This is a genomic window from Candidatus Nitrospira allomarina, assembly GCF_032050975.1.
In the GTDB taxonomy this organism is placed as follows: domain Bacteria; phylum Nitrospirota; class Nitrospiria; order Nitrospirales; family UBA8639; genus Nitrospira_E; species Nitrospira_E allomarina.
This window is the reverse complement of sequence record NZ_CP116967.1, coordinates 2072001-2090804: the sequence shown is the minus strand read 5'-3', so window position 1 is coordinate 2090804 and position 18804 is coordinate 2072001. Positions and strand designations below refer to the sequence as shown.

Annotated in this window: 16 protein-coding genes; 6 read left to right on the top strand and 10 right to left on the bottom strand. The window is 51.6% G+C overall.

The window, feature by feature from the left end:
* Positions 1–112 precede the first annotated feature (112 nt).
* Both PP769_RS09205 and PP769_RS09200 read right to left on the bottom strand, forming a co-directional pair.
* Positions 113–2767, bottom strand: coding sequence for a PAS domain-containing hybrid sensor histidine kinase/response regulator (locus tag PP769_RS09205; protein ID WP_312646803.1), 2655 nt, complete (start codon positions 2765–2767; stop codon positions 113–115).
* The gene (locus tag PP769_RS09200; protein WP_312646802.1) at positions 2742–3530 is read right to left on the bottom strand and encodes a PAS domain-containing protein; all 789 of its coding nucleotides are present in this window, start codon (positions 3528–3530) and stop codon (positions 2742–2744) included. Before PP769_RS09200 ends, PP769_RS09205 begins: the two co-directional genes overlap by 26 nt.
* 247 nt (positions 3531–3777) lie before the next feature.
* Here PP769_RS09200 and thiD point away from each other — a divergent pair, with 247 nt between their 5' ends.
* The 5 genes from thiD (at position 3778) to PP769_RS09175 (ending at position 7343) form a co-directional block, all read left to right on the top strand.
* Complete coding sequence (gene thiD, locus PP769_RS09195; RefSeq protein WP_312646800.1) at positions 3778–4569, top strand: bifunctional hydroxymethylpyrimidine kinase/phosphomethylpyrimidine kinase; 792 nt, start codon at positions 3778–3780, stop codon at positions 4567–4569.
* Entirely contained in the window at positions 4532–5386 is an 855-nt protein-coding gene (locus PP769_RS09190; protein ID WP_312646799.1) for an alpha/beta hydrolase family protein, read from the top strand. The genes thiD and PP769_RS09190 overlap by 38 nt, the downstream gene beginning before the upstream one ends.
* Before the next feature lie 18 nt (positions 5387–5404).
* Positions 5405–5881, top strand: a complete 477-nt coding sequence (locus tag PP769_RS09185; RefSeq protein WP_312646798.1) for a hypothetical protein — start codon at positions 5405–5407, stop codon at positions 5879–5881.
* A gap of 55 nt (positions 5882–5936) precedes the next feature.
* Positions 5937–6455, top strand: coding sequence for a gamma carbonic anhydrase family protein (locus PP769_RS09180; RefSeq protein WP_312646797.1), 519 nt, complete (start codon positions 5937–5939; stop codon positions 6453–6455).
* A 90-nt stretch (positions 6456–6545) separates the two neighbouring features.
* Entirely contained in the window at positions 6546–7343 is a 798-nt protein-coding gene (locus tag PP769_RS09175; RefSeq protein ID WP_312646796.1) for a Rossmann-fold NAD(P)-binding domain-containing protein, read from the top strand.
* Positions 7344–7377: 34 nt separating this feature from the next.
* Here PP769_RS09175 and PP769_RS09170 read toward each other — a convergent pair whose 3' ends face one another.
* Positions 7378–8838 carry a CPBP family intramembrane glutamic endopeptidase gene (locus tag PP769_RS09170; RefSeq protein WP_312646795.1) on the bottom strand — a complete coding sequence of 487 codons (1461 nt, stop codon included), beginning with the start codon at positions 8836–8838 and terminating at the stop codon, positions 7378–7380.
* A 582-nt stretch (positions 8839–9420) separates the two neighbouring features.
* Between PP769_RS09170 and PP769_RS09165 the strand changes: the two genes are divergently transcribed.
* Complete coding sequence (locus PP769_RS09165; protein WP_312647046.1) at positions 9421–10899, top strand: NAD-dependent malic enzyme; 1479 nt, start codon at positions 9421–9423, stop codon at positions 10897–10899.
* A gap of 37 nt (positions 10900–10936) precedes the next feature.
* On the opposite strand, the gene PP769_RS09160 is transcribed toward PP769_RS09165, so the two are convergent.
* The 7 genes from PP769_RS09160 to glmU all read right to left on the bottom strand — a co-directional run bounded on the left by PP769_RS09160 (position 10937) and on the right by glmU (position 18785).
* Positions 10937–11746 carry an undecaprenyl-diphosphate phosphatase gene (locus PP769_RS09160; protein WP_312646794.1) on the bottom strand — a complete coding sequence of 270 codons (810 nt, stop codon included), beginning with the start codon at positions 11744–11746 and terminating at the stop codon, positions 10937–10939.
* A gap of 68 nt (positions 11747–11814) precedes the next feature.
* Positions 11815–12651 carry a dTDP-4-dehydrorhamnose reductase gene (rfbD, locus tag PP769_RS09155; protein WP_312646793.1) on the bottom strand — a complete coding sequence of 279 codons (837 nt, stop codon included), beginning with the start codon at positions 12649–12651 and terminating at the stop codon, positions 11815–11817.
* Positions 12648–13202 (bottom strand): dTDP-4-dehydrorhamnose 3,5-epimerase, encoded by a 555-nt coding sequence (rfbC, locus tag PP769_RS09150; RefSeq protein ID WP_312646792.1) that lies wholly within the window; start codon positions 13200–13202, stop codon positions 12648–12650. Before rfbC ends, rfbD begins: the two co-directional genes overlap by 4 nt.
* A gap of 6 nt (positions 13203–13208) precedes the next feature.
* On the bottom strand, positions 13209–14084 hold the full coding sequence (rfbA, locus tag PP769_RS09145) for a glucose-1-phosphate thymidylyltransferase RfbA (protein WP_312646791.1): 876 nt from the start codon (positions 14082–14084) through the stop codon (positions 13209–13211).
* 72 nt (positions 14085–14156) lie between these two features.
* A complete protein-coding gene (rfbB, locus tag PP769_RS09140) occupies positions 14157–15251 on the bottom strand; it encodes a dTDP-glucose 4,6-dehydratase (RefSeq protein WP_312646790.1) in 1095 nt (364 codons plus the stop codon).
* A gap of 76 nt (positions 15252–15327) precedes the next feature.
* Complete coding sequence (gene glmS, locus PP769_RS09135; RefSeq protein WP_312646789.1) at positions 15328–17157, bottom strand: glutamine--fructose-6-phosphate transaminase (isomerizing); 1830 nt, start codon at positions 17155–17157, stop codon at positions 15328–15330.
* A 131-nt stretch (positions 17158–17288) separates the two neighbouring features.
* A complete protein-coding gene (gene glmU, locus PP769_RS09130) occupies positions 17289–18785 on the bottom strand; it encodes a bifunctional UDP-N-acetylglucosamine diphosphorylase/glucosamine-1-phosphate N-acetyltransferase GlmU (RefSeq protein ID WP_312646788.1) in 1497 nt (498 codons plus the stop codon).
* Positions 18786–18804 lie beyond the last annotated feature (19 nt).

Below are 18804 nucleotides of genomic sequence, written 5' to 3'. Positions count from 1 at the left end.
CTGAGGAGAATCGCCTGCGGTGGCACGTGGCTGAAAGGTCGGCCGATCTCTCACAAACCATTCAAGAGCGCGGAACAACGACCATAATGGTGGATTAATGTCAGATGACCCGTCAGGAATGAACCGTGGGATCCGGAGTAGTACCTTCCCCCAGGATGTCCCGGAGCGCAAGAGCCAGAGACAGTCCGTTGACCGGCTTCATCAAGAAGGCCCGAATGCCGAGTTGCTTGGCTTTTTCTTGAGTCATGGTGTGGCTAAACCCCGTGCACAACAGAATGGGAATATCCGCTCGAATACCTAACAACGCACGAGATAAGGCCTCCCCGCTCATCGTCGGCATGGTTTGATCCGTCACGACCACATCAAAATCCGAGGGATGTGCCCGAAACAGATCTAATGCTTCATACGGATTGACCCTTGCCACAACGGCATAGCCTAAATGGCTGAGAAATTGTGTCCCCCAGCGCGTCAGCATTTCCTCATCATCCACAAATAAGACCCTTCCGGAACCGGTCGGCCAGGCAGTGACTTCCTCAGGTTTTTCGGGTGCAATCACATCCAAACGCGGCAGGAGTACCGTGAAGGTCGTCCCCTCTCCCGGACAACTGGACACCGCAATCCCACCCCCATGGTTATGGACAATCCCATGGACAACCGCCAGCCCGAGTCCCGTGCCCTCCCCGGCCGGTTTTGTGGTAAAAAATGGCTCAAAAATTCTCTCGACCATTTCGAGCGGAATGCCCTTTCCTGAGTCACGAATCACCACCTGAAGGTAGGACCCGGCTTTGCATAGGCCCAGGCCCGGCATGCCTTCCTCAGGAATACACTCCTGGCCTAAGGCTATTTCCAACAGACCGCCCTCTTCCCGCATGGCATATTCTGCATTGGCACACAGATTCATAATTACTTGTTGCATTTGCGTCCGGTCACCATAAATCACCGTGGATTCGAGATCCAACGACGTTCGAATTTCAATCGAGGAAGGAAAGCTGGCACGGACCATTTTCAGAACATCCCGAATGACCAATCGCAGATCAACGGCCTCTTTATCCTTTTCCGAGCGCCGGCTAAAGGCTAAAATCTGTTTCACAAGATCACGGGCCCGATTCCCGGCGGCCACCACTTCGTTTAAATATGATTTTAAGCGTTCATCCTGTGTGGCATAGGCCATCGCCAATTCGGAATATCCCAGGATCGCACCCAAAATATTATTAAAGTCATGGGCAATGCCCCCGGCCAATGTGCCAATTGCCTCCATTTTTTGGGTATGCCGCAATTGCATCTCACTCAATAATAAAGCCTCTTCAGTCCGTTTCCGCTCTGTAATATCCTCACAAGACAGTAACCACACCCGAGGCCCTGACTGCTTCTCAATGGCCTGAATCGTCTCTTTCACCCAAATGATGGTCCCATCCTTTTTCACTTTCCGAAAGTCAGGAAGAATCCCTTTGGTGGATTCACGCAACCCCTTCTCCAGACCTGATTGAAACAGTCCACGATCCTCCTCATAGACCACGGAGAATGCAGAGGTGCCCAGCAATTCCTCAACCCGATACCCCAACACTTGAGCCCCATATTGATTGACGGAGAGAATGATCCCCTGACTATTCACCGTAAAATAAATTAAGGGAGTCTGATCGTAGAGCTCACGATACTTGTCCTGGCTGTTTTGGACTTCTTCCTGTGCCCGCTTGCGCTCCAGTTCCGCTCCTGCGCGTGCGGCAAAAATCTTCAAAAGATTTTGCCCTTGAGAGGAAAGAACATGCGGATTCGTATCCAAAAGCGCTAGATTTCCCACGACCTCATTCTTGGAATTAAACAGAGGCGTTCCATAATACGCCTCAACTCTCAAAGTTTGAATCGCTTCACTGCCAGGAAAGAGTTGTTGAACACCGGAAGGCTGGTCCACAGAGGTACCCCCAAGTACGAGTTCGCAAGGTCCCCCCAGACAATCATACACCGTTGAGGGCTCAAAATGGTCGTGGTTCCAAAAAGCCAATGTCCGGGCTTTGCTGGCATTTGCCTCAATCCGCTCTGACAAAAACACCATAGGCACCTGAAGCGCTTTCGCCAATTCACCGACAAGGACTTCGAAGAAATCTGGAGAGCCGGGGATCACATTGCCTTTAACAATTGCCTCCAGCGCATCTTCCCATTGTTTTCTCTGTGTAATATCTCGCGAGATGACGACAGCACGCAGTTCCCCAAGTGCCGTTTGAAAGGCTCGCCCGGTGCTTTCAAACCAGTGGTACTCCCCATTCTGATGCCGATAGCGGTAGACCGAACGGCCGGAACCATGGGTCTTCATGCCTTGACAAAACTCCCCCACCACCCTGTCTCGATCCTCAGGATGAACCGGGGCAAAGACACTCGTACCAAGTAGATCTTGGGAGCTGTACCCGAGAGATTCTTTGAAATTTGGACTCACATAGAGGAACCGTCCTTCTGCATCGGTTTCCGTGATCAGATCATAGGCATTTTCCATAATGGCCCGGAAGCGTTTTTCTCGTTCCTGAATGATGAGCTCAGCGGCTTTTCGGAACGTAATATCGCGAGCAAAACCCAAGACCCCGTTCTGACCATCCGGTAACGATCCAAACGAGTCTTTGGTCACTAAAAACGTTCGGGACACAGGATGCTGCTCCTGAACTTCGACCTCAAATGTCTGAGTTCCCGCAGATTGCATCACATGGTCATCCCCCTCGACAAACAACGCATGCGGCTGGGTGCCAAATATTTCCTCATCGGTTTTTTCCGATGACCTCATGGATGGCCTTTCCCATAATCTCCGCGCCCGAGGGATTCACCAGGAGGTAACGACCATCCTGGTCCTTGACGTAGACCACATCACTCATTTCTTCGAGGACCGCATCCAACAGAGCGTGGTTCCGCCTTGATATGTCATCCGCCAACTTGCGCTCCGTGATATCGCGTATGGTTCCTCCTCCTCGAAGTAACCGGCCATCGGCATCAAAGGTTCCCTCTCCGGTGGCCTCAAACCAACGATAACCTTTTGATTTAGTGCGTAACCGGGACTCCACATGATAGGGAATCCTTTTTTCAATATGATTGGTTAAGGCCTCGAACACTCGCTCCCGATCGTCAGGGTGTAACCGTTGCTCCCAACTCCCCATTACTCCAGGGAACTCGGATTCCTCATACCCCAACATCGCGATAAACTGAGGGGAGTACCACACCGGACACTCTGGAGAGTACCAGGGAATATCCGGACGAATTTCAGCGACCCACAATCCCTCACGAGACCCCTGGGAGGCCAGAATGAACCGCTCCACTTGCTGTCGGAGAGCATGCAATTCCTCTTGCAGATCAGGTTGTGGGGTACCTGGGGATATCTTGGATTGGCGAGTCTCGGGCAATCGGGTATTATGGCTCGACGCTTCCGATTTCGAAGATAATTGTCCGGGTGACCCTTGGGAAGATCCAAGGGAAAGCGTCAGATCTCCCAGGCGCTTTCGATGAATTTCTTCATCGGAAGGAGGAGAAGACTTTGAAGGATGTGGAGATTCCATACAGCATCTATCCTTGAACAGCCCGGAATGCCCAGCTCCTCAAGGAGTGACTCTATAATCAAACACCATGAAATATTTTTCCTATAATGTCAAGAAAAATTACGCAAAGACACCTGATCCTCAGACGTAAGCTGGAACAGCAGGATTTCCATGCTCACCAATCACTGGAATGCGGCATCCCTGGATCATCAGAATATGACATGCTAAACTCACCGTTCGTCCGCACACTCTTCATTCGCTGACACTCATGAAAAACGCTGTTTGCACCATCGCCGGCTCTGATTGTAGTGGAGGGGCCGGTATACAAGCCGATCTCAAAGCCATGTCCGCGAACGGAGTGTTCGGGATGTCGGTGGTGACGTCCATTACCGCACAAAATACGTGCGGCGTTTCTGATGTTTTTCATTTGCCTATCTCGATTATTACCGCACAACTCGATGCGCTCTTTTCCGATATTCCTGTCACCGTGATTAAAACCGGGATGTTGGCGACCTCCGACATCATCACAACCGTCAGTCGGCATCTGGCCAAACAACCTCTCGAGCACCTGGTTGTTGATCCGGTTATGGTGGCGAAAGGAGGATTTCCACTCCTGGAACAAGAAGCGATGGCCACACTGAAAACCGAATTGCTTCCTCAGGCTTCCCTTCTGACCCCAAATATTGCCGAAGCCGAGATGTTATCCGGCCTCTCCATTAAGACTCTGGCCCATGCCAGAGAGGCTGCGAAAGTCATTCATCAATTCGGCTGCCAACATGTCCTGATCAAGGGCGGGCACCTGCTGGAACAGCCGGGAACCGACTTACTCTTCGACGGCAGGTTTTTCCGCATGTTTAAGGGAGAATTTATTCAGACGAATACGACTCACGGAACCGGTTGTACCCTGGCCTCTGCCATTGCCGCCAACCTGGCCAAGGGGAAACCCATCTCCGACGCGATTGAGGCCGCGAAACACTATACGACTGAGGCCATTCGTCACGGCCTTCCTCTTGGCCGGGGAAATGGCCCGACCGACCACTTCTACTTTCTGCAAGCTTAGCCAACCCGTGGAGACCGCATCGCCCACAGACAGCTGGGATGGGAGGACTGAAGCTCCTGTCAGCTTTACCGGCTCATCCGGCATCGTGACAACAGGGATTTTCGCTCAACCGGCAGCCTCCACAAATCGAGCGGTAATCCTTTGTCATGGATTTCCCTCCGATAAAAACAGTCGAACCAACCGGCGGCTGACGGACCTTCTCATTCCTCAATCCATCGCGACGCTTCGATTCGATTGGTATGGCATGGGTGACTCACCGGAGCCCCTGTCACACCTCCGCATTCAAAAATGTGAGGAGCAACTGGATGCGGCCGTCAGCTTTCTCACAGAAAGATCCATGAAGGCTCTCGGACTCATTGGATCCAGCTTTGGTGGATTCATGGCCATCCTTTCTGCCCCTCGGTATCCTCTCCTCCAGGCCCTGGGCCTGAAGTGCCCCGTGGTTGATTTTTCGGAAGTGCTTCGCCTGGAATTGGGAGCAGACGCCATGGACCGATGGAAACGCACCGACCACATACCCGACGTCTTCGGTGGCGATCTTCCGACACCTTTGCCGTATGCCTTTTTCGAGGAATGTCTCACCTATAACGGTTACAACTCAGCTTCGCGCATTCAAGCCCCCACACTGATTGTGCATGGGGATCAAGACGAAATCATTCCCGTCCATCAGATTGATCAATTACTGACGTCTCTGAGCGTGCCCAAGGATTTTCGCCTCATTCCCGGTGCAAACCATCAATTCGGACGGCCTGAAGATTTTCGTCTCATGACCACCCATTTGGCCAAGTGGATGATCGCTCATCTGCCTCTCTCGTGAGGTGGCCGGACCCGATGCATGCCTGACCCGCCACACACCAACCGGGAATTATCCCAAGGGCAACTCGAAACCATTCGTATGCTCTATCCGTTATTTAAAAACGAGGTGCTCCGGCGGCGGGAATACATGAGCCGGTTGTCGGTATTCCACAATACCATATTAGTGTTCTTGATCATGATCATCGCGGTGGTGTCCCCTGGACACCCCGACTCCACCATGCGATGGTTAACGATTTCCGGTGTGGTCATTTTGTCAGGATTTGTGATCTATCTGATCCTTCAACAAGCCACTCGACACCGAATGGCCAAACAACAATTAATTGAACTCGAGAGGGGAATGGGACTGTACGAAGAGGACGGGATGTTTTCGGGAAAAACCACGTATCCCAAACATTGGCAAACCGATTGGCTCTCAGACCGAAGCGTGGCGGCGTACCTCACCATCCTCATTGTTCTTACCGGACTGGCAATCGGCGCCATGCTCATTCGCCTCTAACCTTCACCTCACGTCCTCACATGGAGATACGCTATTCGGCGAAAGGACCGCGCTCATGTTAAGAACCTATCGAGGGATTGCCCCAACTGTCGCAACCAGCGCGTTTATCGAAGACACGGCCGTCGTCATCGGGGATGTGGCCATCGGATCGGAATCGAGCGTCTGGTTTCATGCCGTCGTACGCGGGGACGTGCATTCTATCCGTATTGGCCATCGGACCAATATTCAAGACCTCTGCCTGTTGCACGTCACCCATGACACCCATCCCCTGACTCTTGGCGATGACATCACCGTGGGCCATCATGTGGTCCTCCATGGATGCACGGTACATGATCGGGTGCTGATTGGTATGGGCACTATTATCATGGATGGAGCCGTGATCGAAGAAGACTGTGTCATTGGTGCTGGAGCCTTAATTACGAGGAATATCCACATCCCTTCGAGGAGCCTGGTCATGGGGTCTCCGGCTAAAGTGAAACGCCTGTTGACGGATGCTGAAGTGCAGTGGATCAAAGAATCTGCCGCAAACTACATCCGATACGCCCAACAATATGTCTCAGAACAGAATGAATAATGTCGGAATTCCAGCAAGCCCCAATCAGGGTAAGCCCTGGCTTTTGAAAAATTTCTCTTCCCAATCACACATTCGGATAAGACCTCTTCCTTGAGCCATAATTCCCTTTACCATGATCCACTCGTCATTCTTGGCACGGGCTATACCGGTCGACGAATCTATCACCAGGCTTGTGAAGCAGGATGGATCGTTTTCGCGACAAGCCGAATGCCGGATGTCCATCTCTCGGATATTTCACCTGCACATCGAATTCATTTTGACCTGACCCGGCCTGAAACCTGGCGATCCATTCCCAGCCCGGCCCATCTCATCTGGTGTTTTCCTGCAACGCCATTGAATGTGGTTCAGAAATTCTTCAGCAGCCGTCCCAAGGAGTCCGGTAGAATTCTGGTGATGGGAAGCACATCCGCCTATGGCACGAACTGCGAAGCCGTCACGGAACAGACTCCGGTCAACATGGACCTTCCTCGGGTCCAAGGAGAAGAATATCTCCGGACACAACTGGGCGCTGTGGTCATTCGACTGGCAGGATTATACGGGCCAGGCCGTCATGTGTTGGATTGGATGAGAAAAGGCAGGATTCGCAATACTCCAAAATGGGTCAATCTCCTCCATGTAGAAGATGCGGCAGGCATCTGTTTGCGAGCCCTGGAACGGGCTCAGAACGGGACCACGTATCTGGCTAGCGATGGGACCCCACGGACCTGGTCGGAGATTTTCTCAATTGCGTCAGAAAAGTGGAGCATGCCCATTCCCCCACTCACGCCTCCTCGGGAAGGCGGCAAACAGGTCTCCATTCACAAACTCCTCACTACCCTTCACTATACCATTCGATTTCCTGATCTCTATCAGGCCTTGGACGACATTGAACGGCATCCATCATCATGACAACACCTCACAACAAACAGCTCCCTGATCATTGTTAGCGGAAAAATGAGACCAGAGAATACACCACCACCCCGTTATTGACGGCATGCGCCACCATGCCGGGAATCACACTCCCGGTTCGTTCGTAGGCCCATGCCCACAACAACCCACTCCAGAAAACCGTCAGAAACGCGATCAGCCCATAGCCATGGGCCAAGGCGAAAATCAATCCACTTGCGACCATGGAGAGGGGAAAACTGAATTTGGTTCGAAGGGTCGTATAGAGAATTCCCCGGAAAATGAGTTCTTCGAAAAAGGGCGCCAGAAGAACAAAGTCGATTGTGGTTTTGATGAGTTCCATCCTCGTTCCCCAAATCAGCTGCGGGACAAACCATTCTGTCCAATGGACCGAAGATTGAAACGCATCCCCCCCGAGCATAATCAGCCAGTCCCCAACAAGGCCAAGCGTCACCAACATCACGATCAATGGCAGACCGGATTTCAAACGTTGCCACACATTCGAACAGCCCACCACCTGTAGCAACGATTGTTTCCTGGTTCGGCACAACAGCATAGCGGTCAGGACGACGGGAGGAAGATACAGTAAAGCAATCCCGAAATCTTCAATAATTTCTATGCCATCAGGCATCACCGCCACCAGCCCCATCAACAGAATCGTCAGGGCACCTCCACGGGCTAAAACCGCGATACCCTCCCGGAAGGTCCAGGGAATGCGCCAGGCAGCGAAGTCGGTTTGGGACTGGGAACTCCGGCCTTTCAAGCGAACGAAACCCAGACGAAGAAAGAACACCACCCCAAACCCAATCACCACAACCTCACCCATCAATAACACGCGCCATCTCCATAATGGGGGGTCGGTCAACTGATACTCTTGTAATTGCAGATTTTCCTGTAAATCTTGATCACCGGCCTGAACGGCTATTCGTCGCGCAAGATGAAAGTAAAACCAATTTGCGGGGACCTCCTCGGCTAACTGCGCCTGCAAGAAGACATACTCAGCAGGTGACGTTTGGCTCTGCCCATATCCCACTTCCAACAATCGACGAAAAAGAGCAGGCGAATTGTGCTCCATACTCCAACTCATCACAAACTGCTTGAATTGGTCGGTCAACCCGGCTTCGCCATAGAGCATGCCCAAATACAATTTATCCAATGGTGAGGATTGATCATCCACCCTTTCTTCATACCAAAGTTGGATTTGCCCCAGCGTCTCCCCGTCCTGTCCCCCCAAATGGTACATCACCTGTTCAAACGAGGAGAGTTCAGGCAGGCGAGATTCAAAACCCAACATCCGACTGGCGATCCGCTCAAGATCACGGCTTGCAGGTGATGCCAGGCGCACATCATCGGAAAGCGTCACCGCCCAAAAGAGCAATCCCAGCCCCCCTGCGCAGAACAACAGACACAGGCCGGTCAGCCAACCGGAGAATTGAATTTCTTCTTGAAGGGCCGGGCGGGTATCTGGGAGGAGCTCGACTGTATTATCTGATTCCATAAGAGAGGGTTCACAAATACAAAAAAGTTACTTATTTTAACTACCAGAGAAGATACCATGATCGGCACCCTGCCAAAACAAACCATACCGCACCCGCCACGGATACACTTCATACCTCCCGTCCTGGGAGTATGACATAGGCTACTAGCTATCTCACTGACCTACTCTATTGTTATTCACAATTATATCGGCCTTTTGGCATGGCCGAGACGCGGAGCTCAATCCAGAATTATGGCGGGCGTTGTCTGAGCAACCCGGGTTGCGCCGCCGCTAGGTTTGGCGCGCATCGAAAGGTTTCGCACGGACCACGCCCCGGGCTGCGCGTTTTTGGGCCCTATTGCCGAATGTAAGGTCACGCCCTACGGAGCGCGCGCTGTAATTTTGGCTCACCTCCCCGGAGGAACCCCGTCCTTATTCCTTCATTCCTTAAACGAGCTCCCACCAATAGTAATGGCCTTGTTCAGTCTCCCGCACATACCCCTAACTTGAATAATCCGATACAATATAAGAAAAAGGTCTGGAGCTTATGGGTAACGCGATCAAAATTGATCCATTGCGCAACTGAAGAGGAGGGACTCCTTGGTGTGGAATTTTTTTAAGCGACAGCAAAATGGGCAAAGTTCCTCACAAGATATCGGCCCCTATTCCAATTACCGGATGGCCGTGCGATTAGAATTGACTCAACGCACCGGCGTCTTTGCCCAATTAGCCACCGCCATCGCAGAAGAGGGTGCCAGCTTGGGCGCGTACGATATGGTCTCGGCCACTCGCACCAAAGTGATCCGGGATATTACTCTGGATGTCCAGAGTGAAGAACATGGCGAACGGGTCATGAAACGCCTGAATTCGTTAGCGGATGTTCGGGTCATCGCCTCATCGGATCGGATTTTCCTCATGCATTTAGGCGGGAAAATCCGGGTGGAAAGCAAGTTCCCGGTCAAAACCCGAAATACTCTGTCCATGGTCTATACGCCTGGAGTCGGGCGCGTCGTCAAAGCTATTGCCGCGGATGAAAAAAAAGCCTATTCCTTTACGACGAAAAGTAACAGCATTGCTGTCGTGACAGACGGATCGGCCATATTGGGCTTAGGAAATCTCGGCCCTCTCGCGGCCTTACCGGTCATGGAAGGCAAAGCCATGTTGTTCCATCAATTTGCCGGTATTGATGCCTGGCCTCTCTGTCTCAAAACCCAGGACTCAGAAGAGATTATCCGGACGGTGCTCGCCATCTCTCCGTCATTTGGGGGCATTAACCTGGAAGACATTAGTGCCCCCCGATGCTTTGACATTGAGCGACGACTGCAAGCCGAACTGGATATTCCGGTCATGCATGATGACCAGCATGGAACGGCTGTGGTCATTTTGGGTGCGCTTCTCAATGCCTTAAAAGTCACACGCCGAACCATCAATGAAATTACCGTTGTGGTGCTCGGATTGGGAGCCGCAGGCACGGCCTGCTGTGAATTACTTTTAGGAGCCGGAGTCAGCAGGATCAAGGGATGCGACAAGCAGGGGCTGGTGTTGGATCGCCCGGTGGAAGAAATTCTGCCACATCGCCATACGCTTCGCAGCATCATTCAGTATGATCAGCCAACCGGAACCCTTCAGGACGCCCTGAAAGACGCCCATGTGGTGATTGGTCTTTCCACAGCCAACATTTTAAAGCCCGAAGACTTAGCACTCATGGCCAAGGATCCCATTGTGTTTGCCTTAGCCAATCCTGACCCTGAAATCCTGCCGGAGGCTGCCATTCCCCACTGTCGCGTCTATGCCAGCGGGCGATCGGATTATCCCAATCAATGCAACAATCTCTTGTCATTTCCCGGCATCTTTCGTGGAGCCCTTGATGTGCAATCCAAAACGATTAATGAACCGATGCTCATTGCTGCGGCTCATGCCCTCTCCAAGATGATTCCTGACTCCGCACTCAGTGAGGAATATATCATTCCCAGCGTGTTCGACAAACAGGTGGTACCCAAGGTCGCTAAGGCGGTCTCTCAGGCTGCTATCGACTCCGGCGTGGCACGCCGAACAAAGAAGGACATGGAAGAGGAGATGTAAGCACAGCGAATGACAGAGGGTAAGGAGACAGCAGGATCTATTTCAAAGAATCCCAAAGAAGGATGCTTATTCCGAGTGGCCACAGATAATAAGCGAATAAATGGAAGTGATCCTGTCTAACGAGTTTAATAATCAACGAAATAGATCCATACCCCACCAAAGCCGCGACGACCATTCCGACGAGATAAACGCCTATCGGGTCATGAATCTGATCCATTCCTTTCCCAATTTCTAGGATCGTTGCCCCCACAATAGCAGGCATGGAAATCAGAAGAGAAAACCGGGCCGATAATTCCCGATCCAACCCCAACAACACTCCGCTGGCTATGGTTGATCCGGACCGGGAAATCCCGGGAAAGACCGCCACACCTTGTACCATGCCAATCGCCAGGGCATCCCGAATGCTCATGTCCTGAATACCCCTGGCACGACTTCTCCCGTGCCCCAACCAGAGAATCACACCGGTAACCAACAACATCACAGCCACGATGGAGGGCTGAACCAGCGTTTCAAGACCGATCGATCGAATACCTAATCCAATGATCGCCGTAGGGATCGACGCGATCAGAACATAATGAATGGTGCGTCGCTCAAATCCTTGAAACAGGCTGCCTTGGGTTGTTGTCCATCCAACATAACCCAAACCCAAGGTGAGGAGATCCTGACGGAAATACACCAGGATCGCAGTCACCGTCGCGAGATGCAACATGATGTCATACAACAAATTGGTCTCACTAAAATGACCAAACCAGTGTTGAGCCAGAACTAAATGTCCGGATGAGGATACCGGAAGGAATTCCGTGAGTCCTTGAATGACCGCAAGCACCACCGCCTCGATGTAACCCATCGTTTAGGAATGCCTTTCTGATAGCTGATGATCAGGGAAAAGATGATTCACAGAACGAATGACGACCCCTAGCCTTTCCACTGACTGGCAAAATCGCGAACGCCCTCTTCCCAGGGCGGTAACTTAATCAAAGGGTCCTGTAAAGAAGTCAGCACCGCATAGGATGGCCGCCGGGCCGGGCGAGGAAATTGAGCAGTCGCTATCGGCACAACCGAGGTTTGAATATCCAACGCCTGATAGAGTGTTTGGGCCAATTCATACCAACTCGTTCCGCCGGTACCGGCCATATGATAGGTCCCAAACGCATCGGTCTCACCCAATTGGAATACCGCCTGGGCAAGATGAGGGGCAAAGGTCGGTGACCCATACTGGTCGCTGACGACTTTCACGACCTCTCGGCCCGCCATTCGACAAATCGTACTGGGGAAGTTCTTCCCTACAGTGTGGTATAGCCAAGCTGTCCGCACAATATAATGTCGTGGGTTCGCGACCCGCACAGCCTCTTCACCGGCTAATTTACTATGCCCATAGACGCCTAAAGGATTCGTACGATCAAATTCATGATAGGGCCGATTCTGCCGACCATCAAACACATAATCGGTGGAAAAATGAATAAGAGTCATTCCCAAGTCATTCGTCACCACGGCAAGATTTCTTGGGCCCAGGGCATTGCCCCGGTATGCGGCATCCTGCTTAACTTCTGCTTCGTCCACCTGCGTAAATGCGGCCGCATTGATGACGATGTGTGGTCGGAGTTGATCAAGGGCTTTCCTGACTTCCTCGAACTGTGTGATATCCAAATCCTGGAGGTCCCAGGCCGTGACCTCGTGGTCGGCATATTGCCGTTGGAGCGCCTGCCCTAATTGCCCTTGAGCCCCTGTGATTAAAATTCGACTCTGCCTCATGGTTGATAATCCGGAAGCTGGTCGGACAGTTCGTCAAGTCCCTGCCCGGCAGCATCCTTTGCAGAGAGAAGTGGCTGTTCGATCGGCCATTGAATGCCAATACGGGGATCATTCCATCGAATGGTCACTTCACCGCCAGGGGCGTAGACATCCGTACATTTATACTCGACTTCCGCCACTTCGCTGAGAACACAAAATCCATGGGCAAACCCCATGGGAACATAAATTTGTCTGAAATCCTCTGCCGATAAGGTCACCCCCACCCATGAGGCAAAGGTCGGAGACCCCTTTCGAATGTCGACTGCGACATCAAAAATTTCCCCACGGATCACTCGAATGAGCTTCCCTTGTGGAGAAGTCATTTGAAAATGGAGCCCACGAAGGGTCCCGAGAACCGACGATGAGCAATTATCCTGGACAAATGGAGGCAGAATCCCTGCCTCCTGATACTTGTGTATATGATACGTTTCTAAAAACCATCCGCGTTGGTCCCGGTACACATCTGGCTCCACAATCAGAACCTCCGGGAGCCGGGTTGGGAGAAATTTCATAACCGGTTACTCCTGCCGCTGATTGACCAAATGCAACAAGTATTGTCCGTACCCGTTGTCTTTCATTTTCGTGGCTAAACGGAACACGTCACCTGCCTGAATGTACCCCATTTTGTATGCGATTTCTTCCGGACAGGAAACCATCAGGCCCTGTCGTTCTTGTAAAACTTGAATATAATGGGCGGCTTGCATGAGAGATTCGTGAGTCCCCGTATCCAGCCAGGCAATGCCACGCCCAAGCACCCCCACCTGTAGCGATCCGGCTTCTAAATAGGTTCTATTCACATCCGTAATTTCTAGTTCATTTCTTGCCGAAGGCTTGAGAGAATCGGCGATACTCACGACCCGATTGTCATAAAAATATAACCCGGTTACGGCATAGGGCGACTTGGGACAGGAGGGCTTTTCCTCCAGGCTGGTGGCTTGGCCGTGATCATTAAAGGTCACCACACCGTATCGTTCGGGATCCCGTACCTGGTAGGCAAAAACTTGAGCCCCTGTGACCTGAGAGGCCGCTTCCTGAAGATAGCGAGACAGCCCATGCCCATAGAAAATATTATCCCCAAGAATGAGCGCCACCCGATCCTTTCCAATAAACTCACGCCCAATCACAAAGGCTTGCGCAATGCCTTCGGGACGGGGTTGCACTTGGTAGCAGATCGTTAACCCGAGATGACTGCCATCACCTAACAACCGGACGAACCCTTCCTGCTCATGCGGAGTGGTGATCACCAAAATATCCCGGATTCCAGCCAGCATGAGAGTCGACAATGGATAATAGATCATCGGTTTATCAAAAACCGGCATGAGTTGTTTGCTGACGGCGTGGGTTAAGGGATAGAGTCGGGTTCCCGACCCACCCGCTAGGATGATTCCCTTCATCGTATCCCTTTGCATCCCAATATCTTTATCATTCTCATGTTACCTTGCCAAAAAAAGAGAACGTTTCCACACCTATATCGATGGGACAGAGGCTAACCCGAGTCGTTCCCGTTGATAGGAGTTCGTGGTCACAGCGTGACACCATTGACGATTGGCAGCATACCATTCAATCGTCTGCTGCAACCCAGACTCGAAAGAGTGGCGTGGGCTCCACCCCAATTGCGAGTGAACTTTGGTGGTATCAATGCCATAACGAAAATCATGCCCGGGACGGTCAGCCACAAATACTTTCAGGTCTGCGTATCGTGTGATACCCCGTTGAGACAGAAAAGGATTGGAACCACCCGGGGCGACCTCTTCCAAGATCCGGCATAGGGCGTCCACGACATCAAGGTTCGATCGTTCCGATCGCCCGCCCAGGTTATATTTTTCTCCAGGCGTTCCTTCCTGAAGGACCAGGAGTAGGCCTTCACAATGGTCTTCCACAAACAACCAGTCCCGTATATTCTGCCCGTTCCCATAAATCGGAAGAGGCTTCCCTTCCAAGGCATTCAGGACCATGAGAGGAATAAGCTTTTCGGGAAATTGATAAGGCCCATAGTTATTGGAACAATTAGTCATCAGGATTGGAAGACCATACGTGTGATGAAAAGCCCGCACCAAATGATCGGCGCTGGCTTTCGACGCCGCATAGGGTGAATTGGGGGCATAAGGGGTCTCTTCGGAGAACAACCCTGTCGGCCCCAACGTCCCATATACTTCATCAGTTGAAACATGCAGGAACCGAAAACGTTGGCGATGATCAGGATGTCCCTGATTCAGAAATCGCCGGACCACGTCTAATAAGACCAGGGTACCCGTGACATTGGTATGAATAAAGGGATAGGGGTCGTCAATAGACCGGTCCACATGCGATTCAGCGGCAAAATTCAGTAACCACCTGGGAGAAAATGAACCCATAATCCTGGTCATCTCACCCGCATCGGCAATATCTGCCTGGATAAACACAAGACGAGGATGGTCCCACAATCCATCAAGATTTTCTCGATGACCCGCATACGTCAATTTGTCCACAACGACAATTCGTGCCTCGGTCCTTTGAAGGGCCATCCGGACAAAATTGGCGCCAATAAAACCAGCGCCTCCGGTCACAATCATGGTCTCCATGATTCAATACTCTCCACGTGATAGAAGCCGTGAGAACCAAGCAGGAAAGACTCTGGTGGGAAGTCTGAAGGACGCCTTACTCAACCGTCACACTCTTGGCAAGATTCCTCGGACGGTCAATATCTACCCCTCGCAACACCGCAATATGATAGGCCAGCAGTTGAAGGCCGACGGTAAATAGAATCGGGGTCAAGAGGGCATGGACAGCAGGAATCGCGAACACGTGATCGGCAACCTGATCCAAGGCATGATCCCCTTCGGTCACAAATGCAATCACGGGGGCACTCCTGGCGCGCACTTCCATCAGATTACTGACAGACTTTTCGTAGAGCCGATCTTTCGGCGATAGTACAACCACAGGCATGTCCTCATCAATCAATGCAATGGGACCATGTTTCATCTCCCCCGCCGCATATCCCTCGGCATGGATATAAGAGATTTCTTTGAGTTTCAAGGCACCTTCCAGGGCAATGGGATAGTTAATCCCCCGTCCCAAATACAAAAAATTTCGTTTTTGATAATACCGCTGGGCAATCGCTTGGATCGACGCTTCCTGCTTGAGAATATGCTCGACTTGGCCGGGAAGCTTGAGAAAATGATCCAACCACCATCGCCCTTCCTCCGGACTTAACGTGCGACGCACTCGTCCCACATGCAAGGCCAAGAGATAGAGGGCAATCACCTGCCCGGTAAAAGCTTTCGTGGAAGCCACACTAATCTCAGGACCACATCTCGTATAAATCACCCCATCGGCTTCGCGAGCCAGCGTACTTCCCACCACATTCACAATCGCCAGGACTCGGGCTCCTCGGTGCTTGGCTTCCCGTGCAGCCGCCAATGTGTCCGCCGTCTCGCCTGATTGTGAAATGGCAATAAACAAATCGTCCTTTTGAATCATAGGCTCCCGGTACCGGAACTCTGAACCAATATCCACCTGAACGGGGCGTCGAATCATTTCTTCAAATAAATATTTCCCGACGAGCCCTGAGTGCCAAGACGTCCCACACGCCACGATCCAGATTCGCCTGGCGTTAAGCAACTCCTCGTCAGTCATGGCCAAATCCGGAAGATCCGCTTCGCCCGTTTCATATTGAAACCGGCCCCGAAGCGTATCCATGATCACTTGTGGCTGTTCGTGAATTTCCTTCATCATGAAATCCGGATAGCCCCCCTTTTCAGCCGCCTCAGCATCCCAATCAATGGTAACAGGGTTGAAGCTTTTCGGTTGGCCATCGGAATCAAAAATAGTGATACCGGAGTCTTCTAAAATGCCCACATCTCCGTCTTCGAGAAACACCACCTCCCGAATATGGGCTAGGAGAGGCGTGACATCAGAGGCCAAAAAGGCTCCTTTTCCATTCTGACCAATCACCAGGGGACACCCTGAACGACTGACGACGATGCGTCCCGGTTCAGCCAGCGACATTACGGCAATGGCATAACTCCCATTGAGCTCATTGGCAATTAATCTGACTGCCTCTTGAAGCCCATGCCCTTTTATCGTGAGCGAGGACAAGAGGTGCGCAATCACCTCGGTGTCGGTTTCAGACTCAAACCGATAGCCTTCTAATTCCAATCGATGGCGAAGATCAAGAAAATTTTCAATGATTCCGTTATGGACGAGAACAATCTCTCCCGAACGGTGAGGATGGGCATTTTGTTCAGATGGCCGACCATGCGTGGCCCAACGCGTATGACCGATTCCTATTGTTCCAGCCACAGCCCCGTTTTGCAAAACGGCCTGAAGATTGGTGAGCTTGCCCACCGTCCTTCGAATTTTCAACTCTCCATTATGTTGAATCGCAATCCCGGCGGAGTCGTAGCCTCGATATTCCAGCCGTTGTAGCCCGGCCACTAAAATAGGGGTCGCTGATTCACCTCCAACATATCCGATGATTCCACACATACTTTAACGCTCCTTACACCGCATCATTTTTTCCAAATGGTATTGGAAAGATCGGGATGGTATCGATCAGCCTGGATGAAAACACATGAGCCAGGCCAGATTTCGCTCGTCTTCGTTCATCAAATTGGCCACTAGACAGGGCCTTTTTGTTCCTGAGGGTTCGGTCGGAATGACGGCTCTGCCGGGTCACCATGTTCCTTTTCTGAGGAAGAAGCCAGAATTTCTCGCCGTTTCGCCGCCGTACCTTCTTTATTGACTTGCGCGACTCGAGAAATGCCCAATGCATTGGGCGGAACATTTTTCGTGACGGTGGTCCCTGCCGCAATCAACGCCCCTTCCCCTATCGTCACCGGGGCAATTAATTGCACATCACTCCCAATAAAGACATTGTCCTCAATCTGTGTCCGTGCCTTTCGAAATCCATCGTAGTTGCAGGTAATGGTCCCGGCGCCGATATTCACATTCCTGCCAATCATGGTATCTCCGAGATAACTCAAATGATTGACCTTAGACCCTTCTCCCACTTCCGTCTGTTTCAATTCCACAAAATTACCAACCTTGCCTTTTCGATGAATATGGCTCCCCGGACGCAAATGCGCAAAGGGTCCGATGACCGCACCCTCTTCTATTTTGGCTTCCAGCAAGACGCACGAATCCTGAATGAGGACATTATTGCCGACCCGGCAATTGTTCAGCCTCGAATTCCCGTGAATAACGCAATTGGCTCCAATGACGGTCCGGCCTTCAAGAATGACTCCGGGATACAGGCTGGTGTCCCTTCCGACCTCGACTCCATCGTCAATGATCACACGCTCCGGATCCAGCATGGTGACACCTGACAACATGAGACGCTGGCAAATTCGTCGTCGCATTTCTTTTTCGGCTAAAGCCAGTTGTTCTCTTGTGTTAATCCCAGTCGTCTCCAAATGATCATTGGTTATCCATGCCACAACTTTCAGGCCTTGCTGGACAGCCATTCCAATAATATCGGTGATGTAATATTCCCCTTGGGCATTTTGCGGACGCAATTGGCTCAGTGCCTTTCCAAGGAAGTTGCCATCCACGACATACGTTCCAACATTAATTTCCGGAATACTTCGTTCTTCTGCTGAGCAATCTTGATCCTCGACAACACGTCGGATTTCGCCGGATGGCCCGCGAACCACCCGCCCGTATCCATGTGATTCCGGAATGACCGTCGTTAAGATTGTCAGGCCGGCTTTTTCAGATTGATGATAATCAACCAGAGAAGTCAAAGTGGCCTGCGTTAATAAGGGGGAATCGCCATTGAGAATTAAGAATTGGTCGGCCTGCTTGGCGTCGTTCCTGGTACAGACTGGATACGCCTGTTGAACGGCATGCCCCGTCCCCAATTGTTTCTCCTGGATCACCACTTCAAACGGCTCAAAATTAGCCTTTTCTTGTTCGAGATAGGCCTGGACCTTTTCCGATCCGTGGCCAACCACAATGGCAACGGTCTGGGTGGTCACTTGCCTAGCTAAGTTCGCGGCATACCACAGCATGGGACGACCGGCCACACGATGCAAGACTTTGGGCAAAGCCGATTTCATCCGGGTTCCTTGTCCCGCAGCCAGAATCATGGCGGCAGTGCTATTTTTACCACTCATTATGCCTGTCATACCCTTT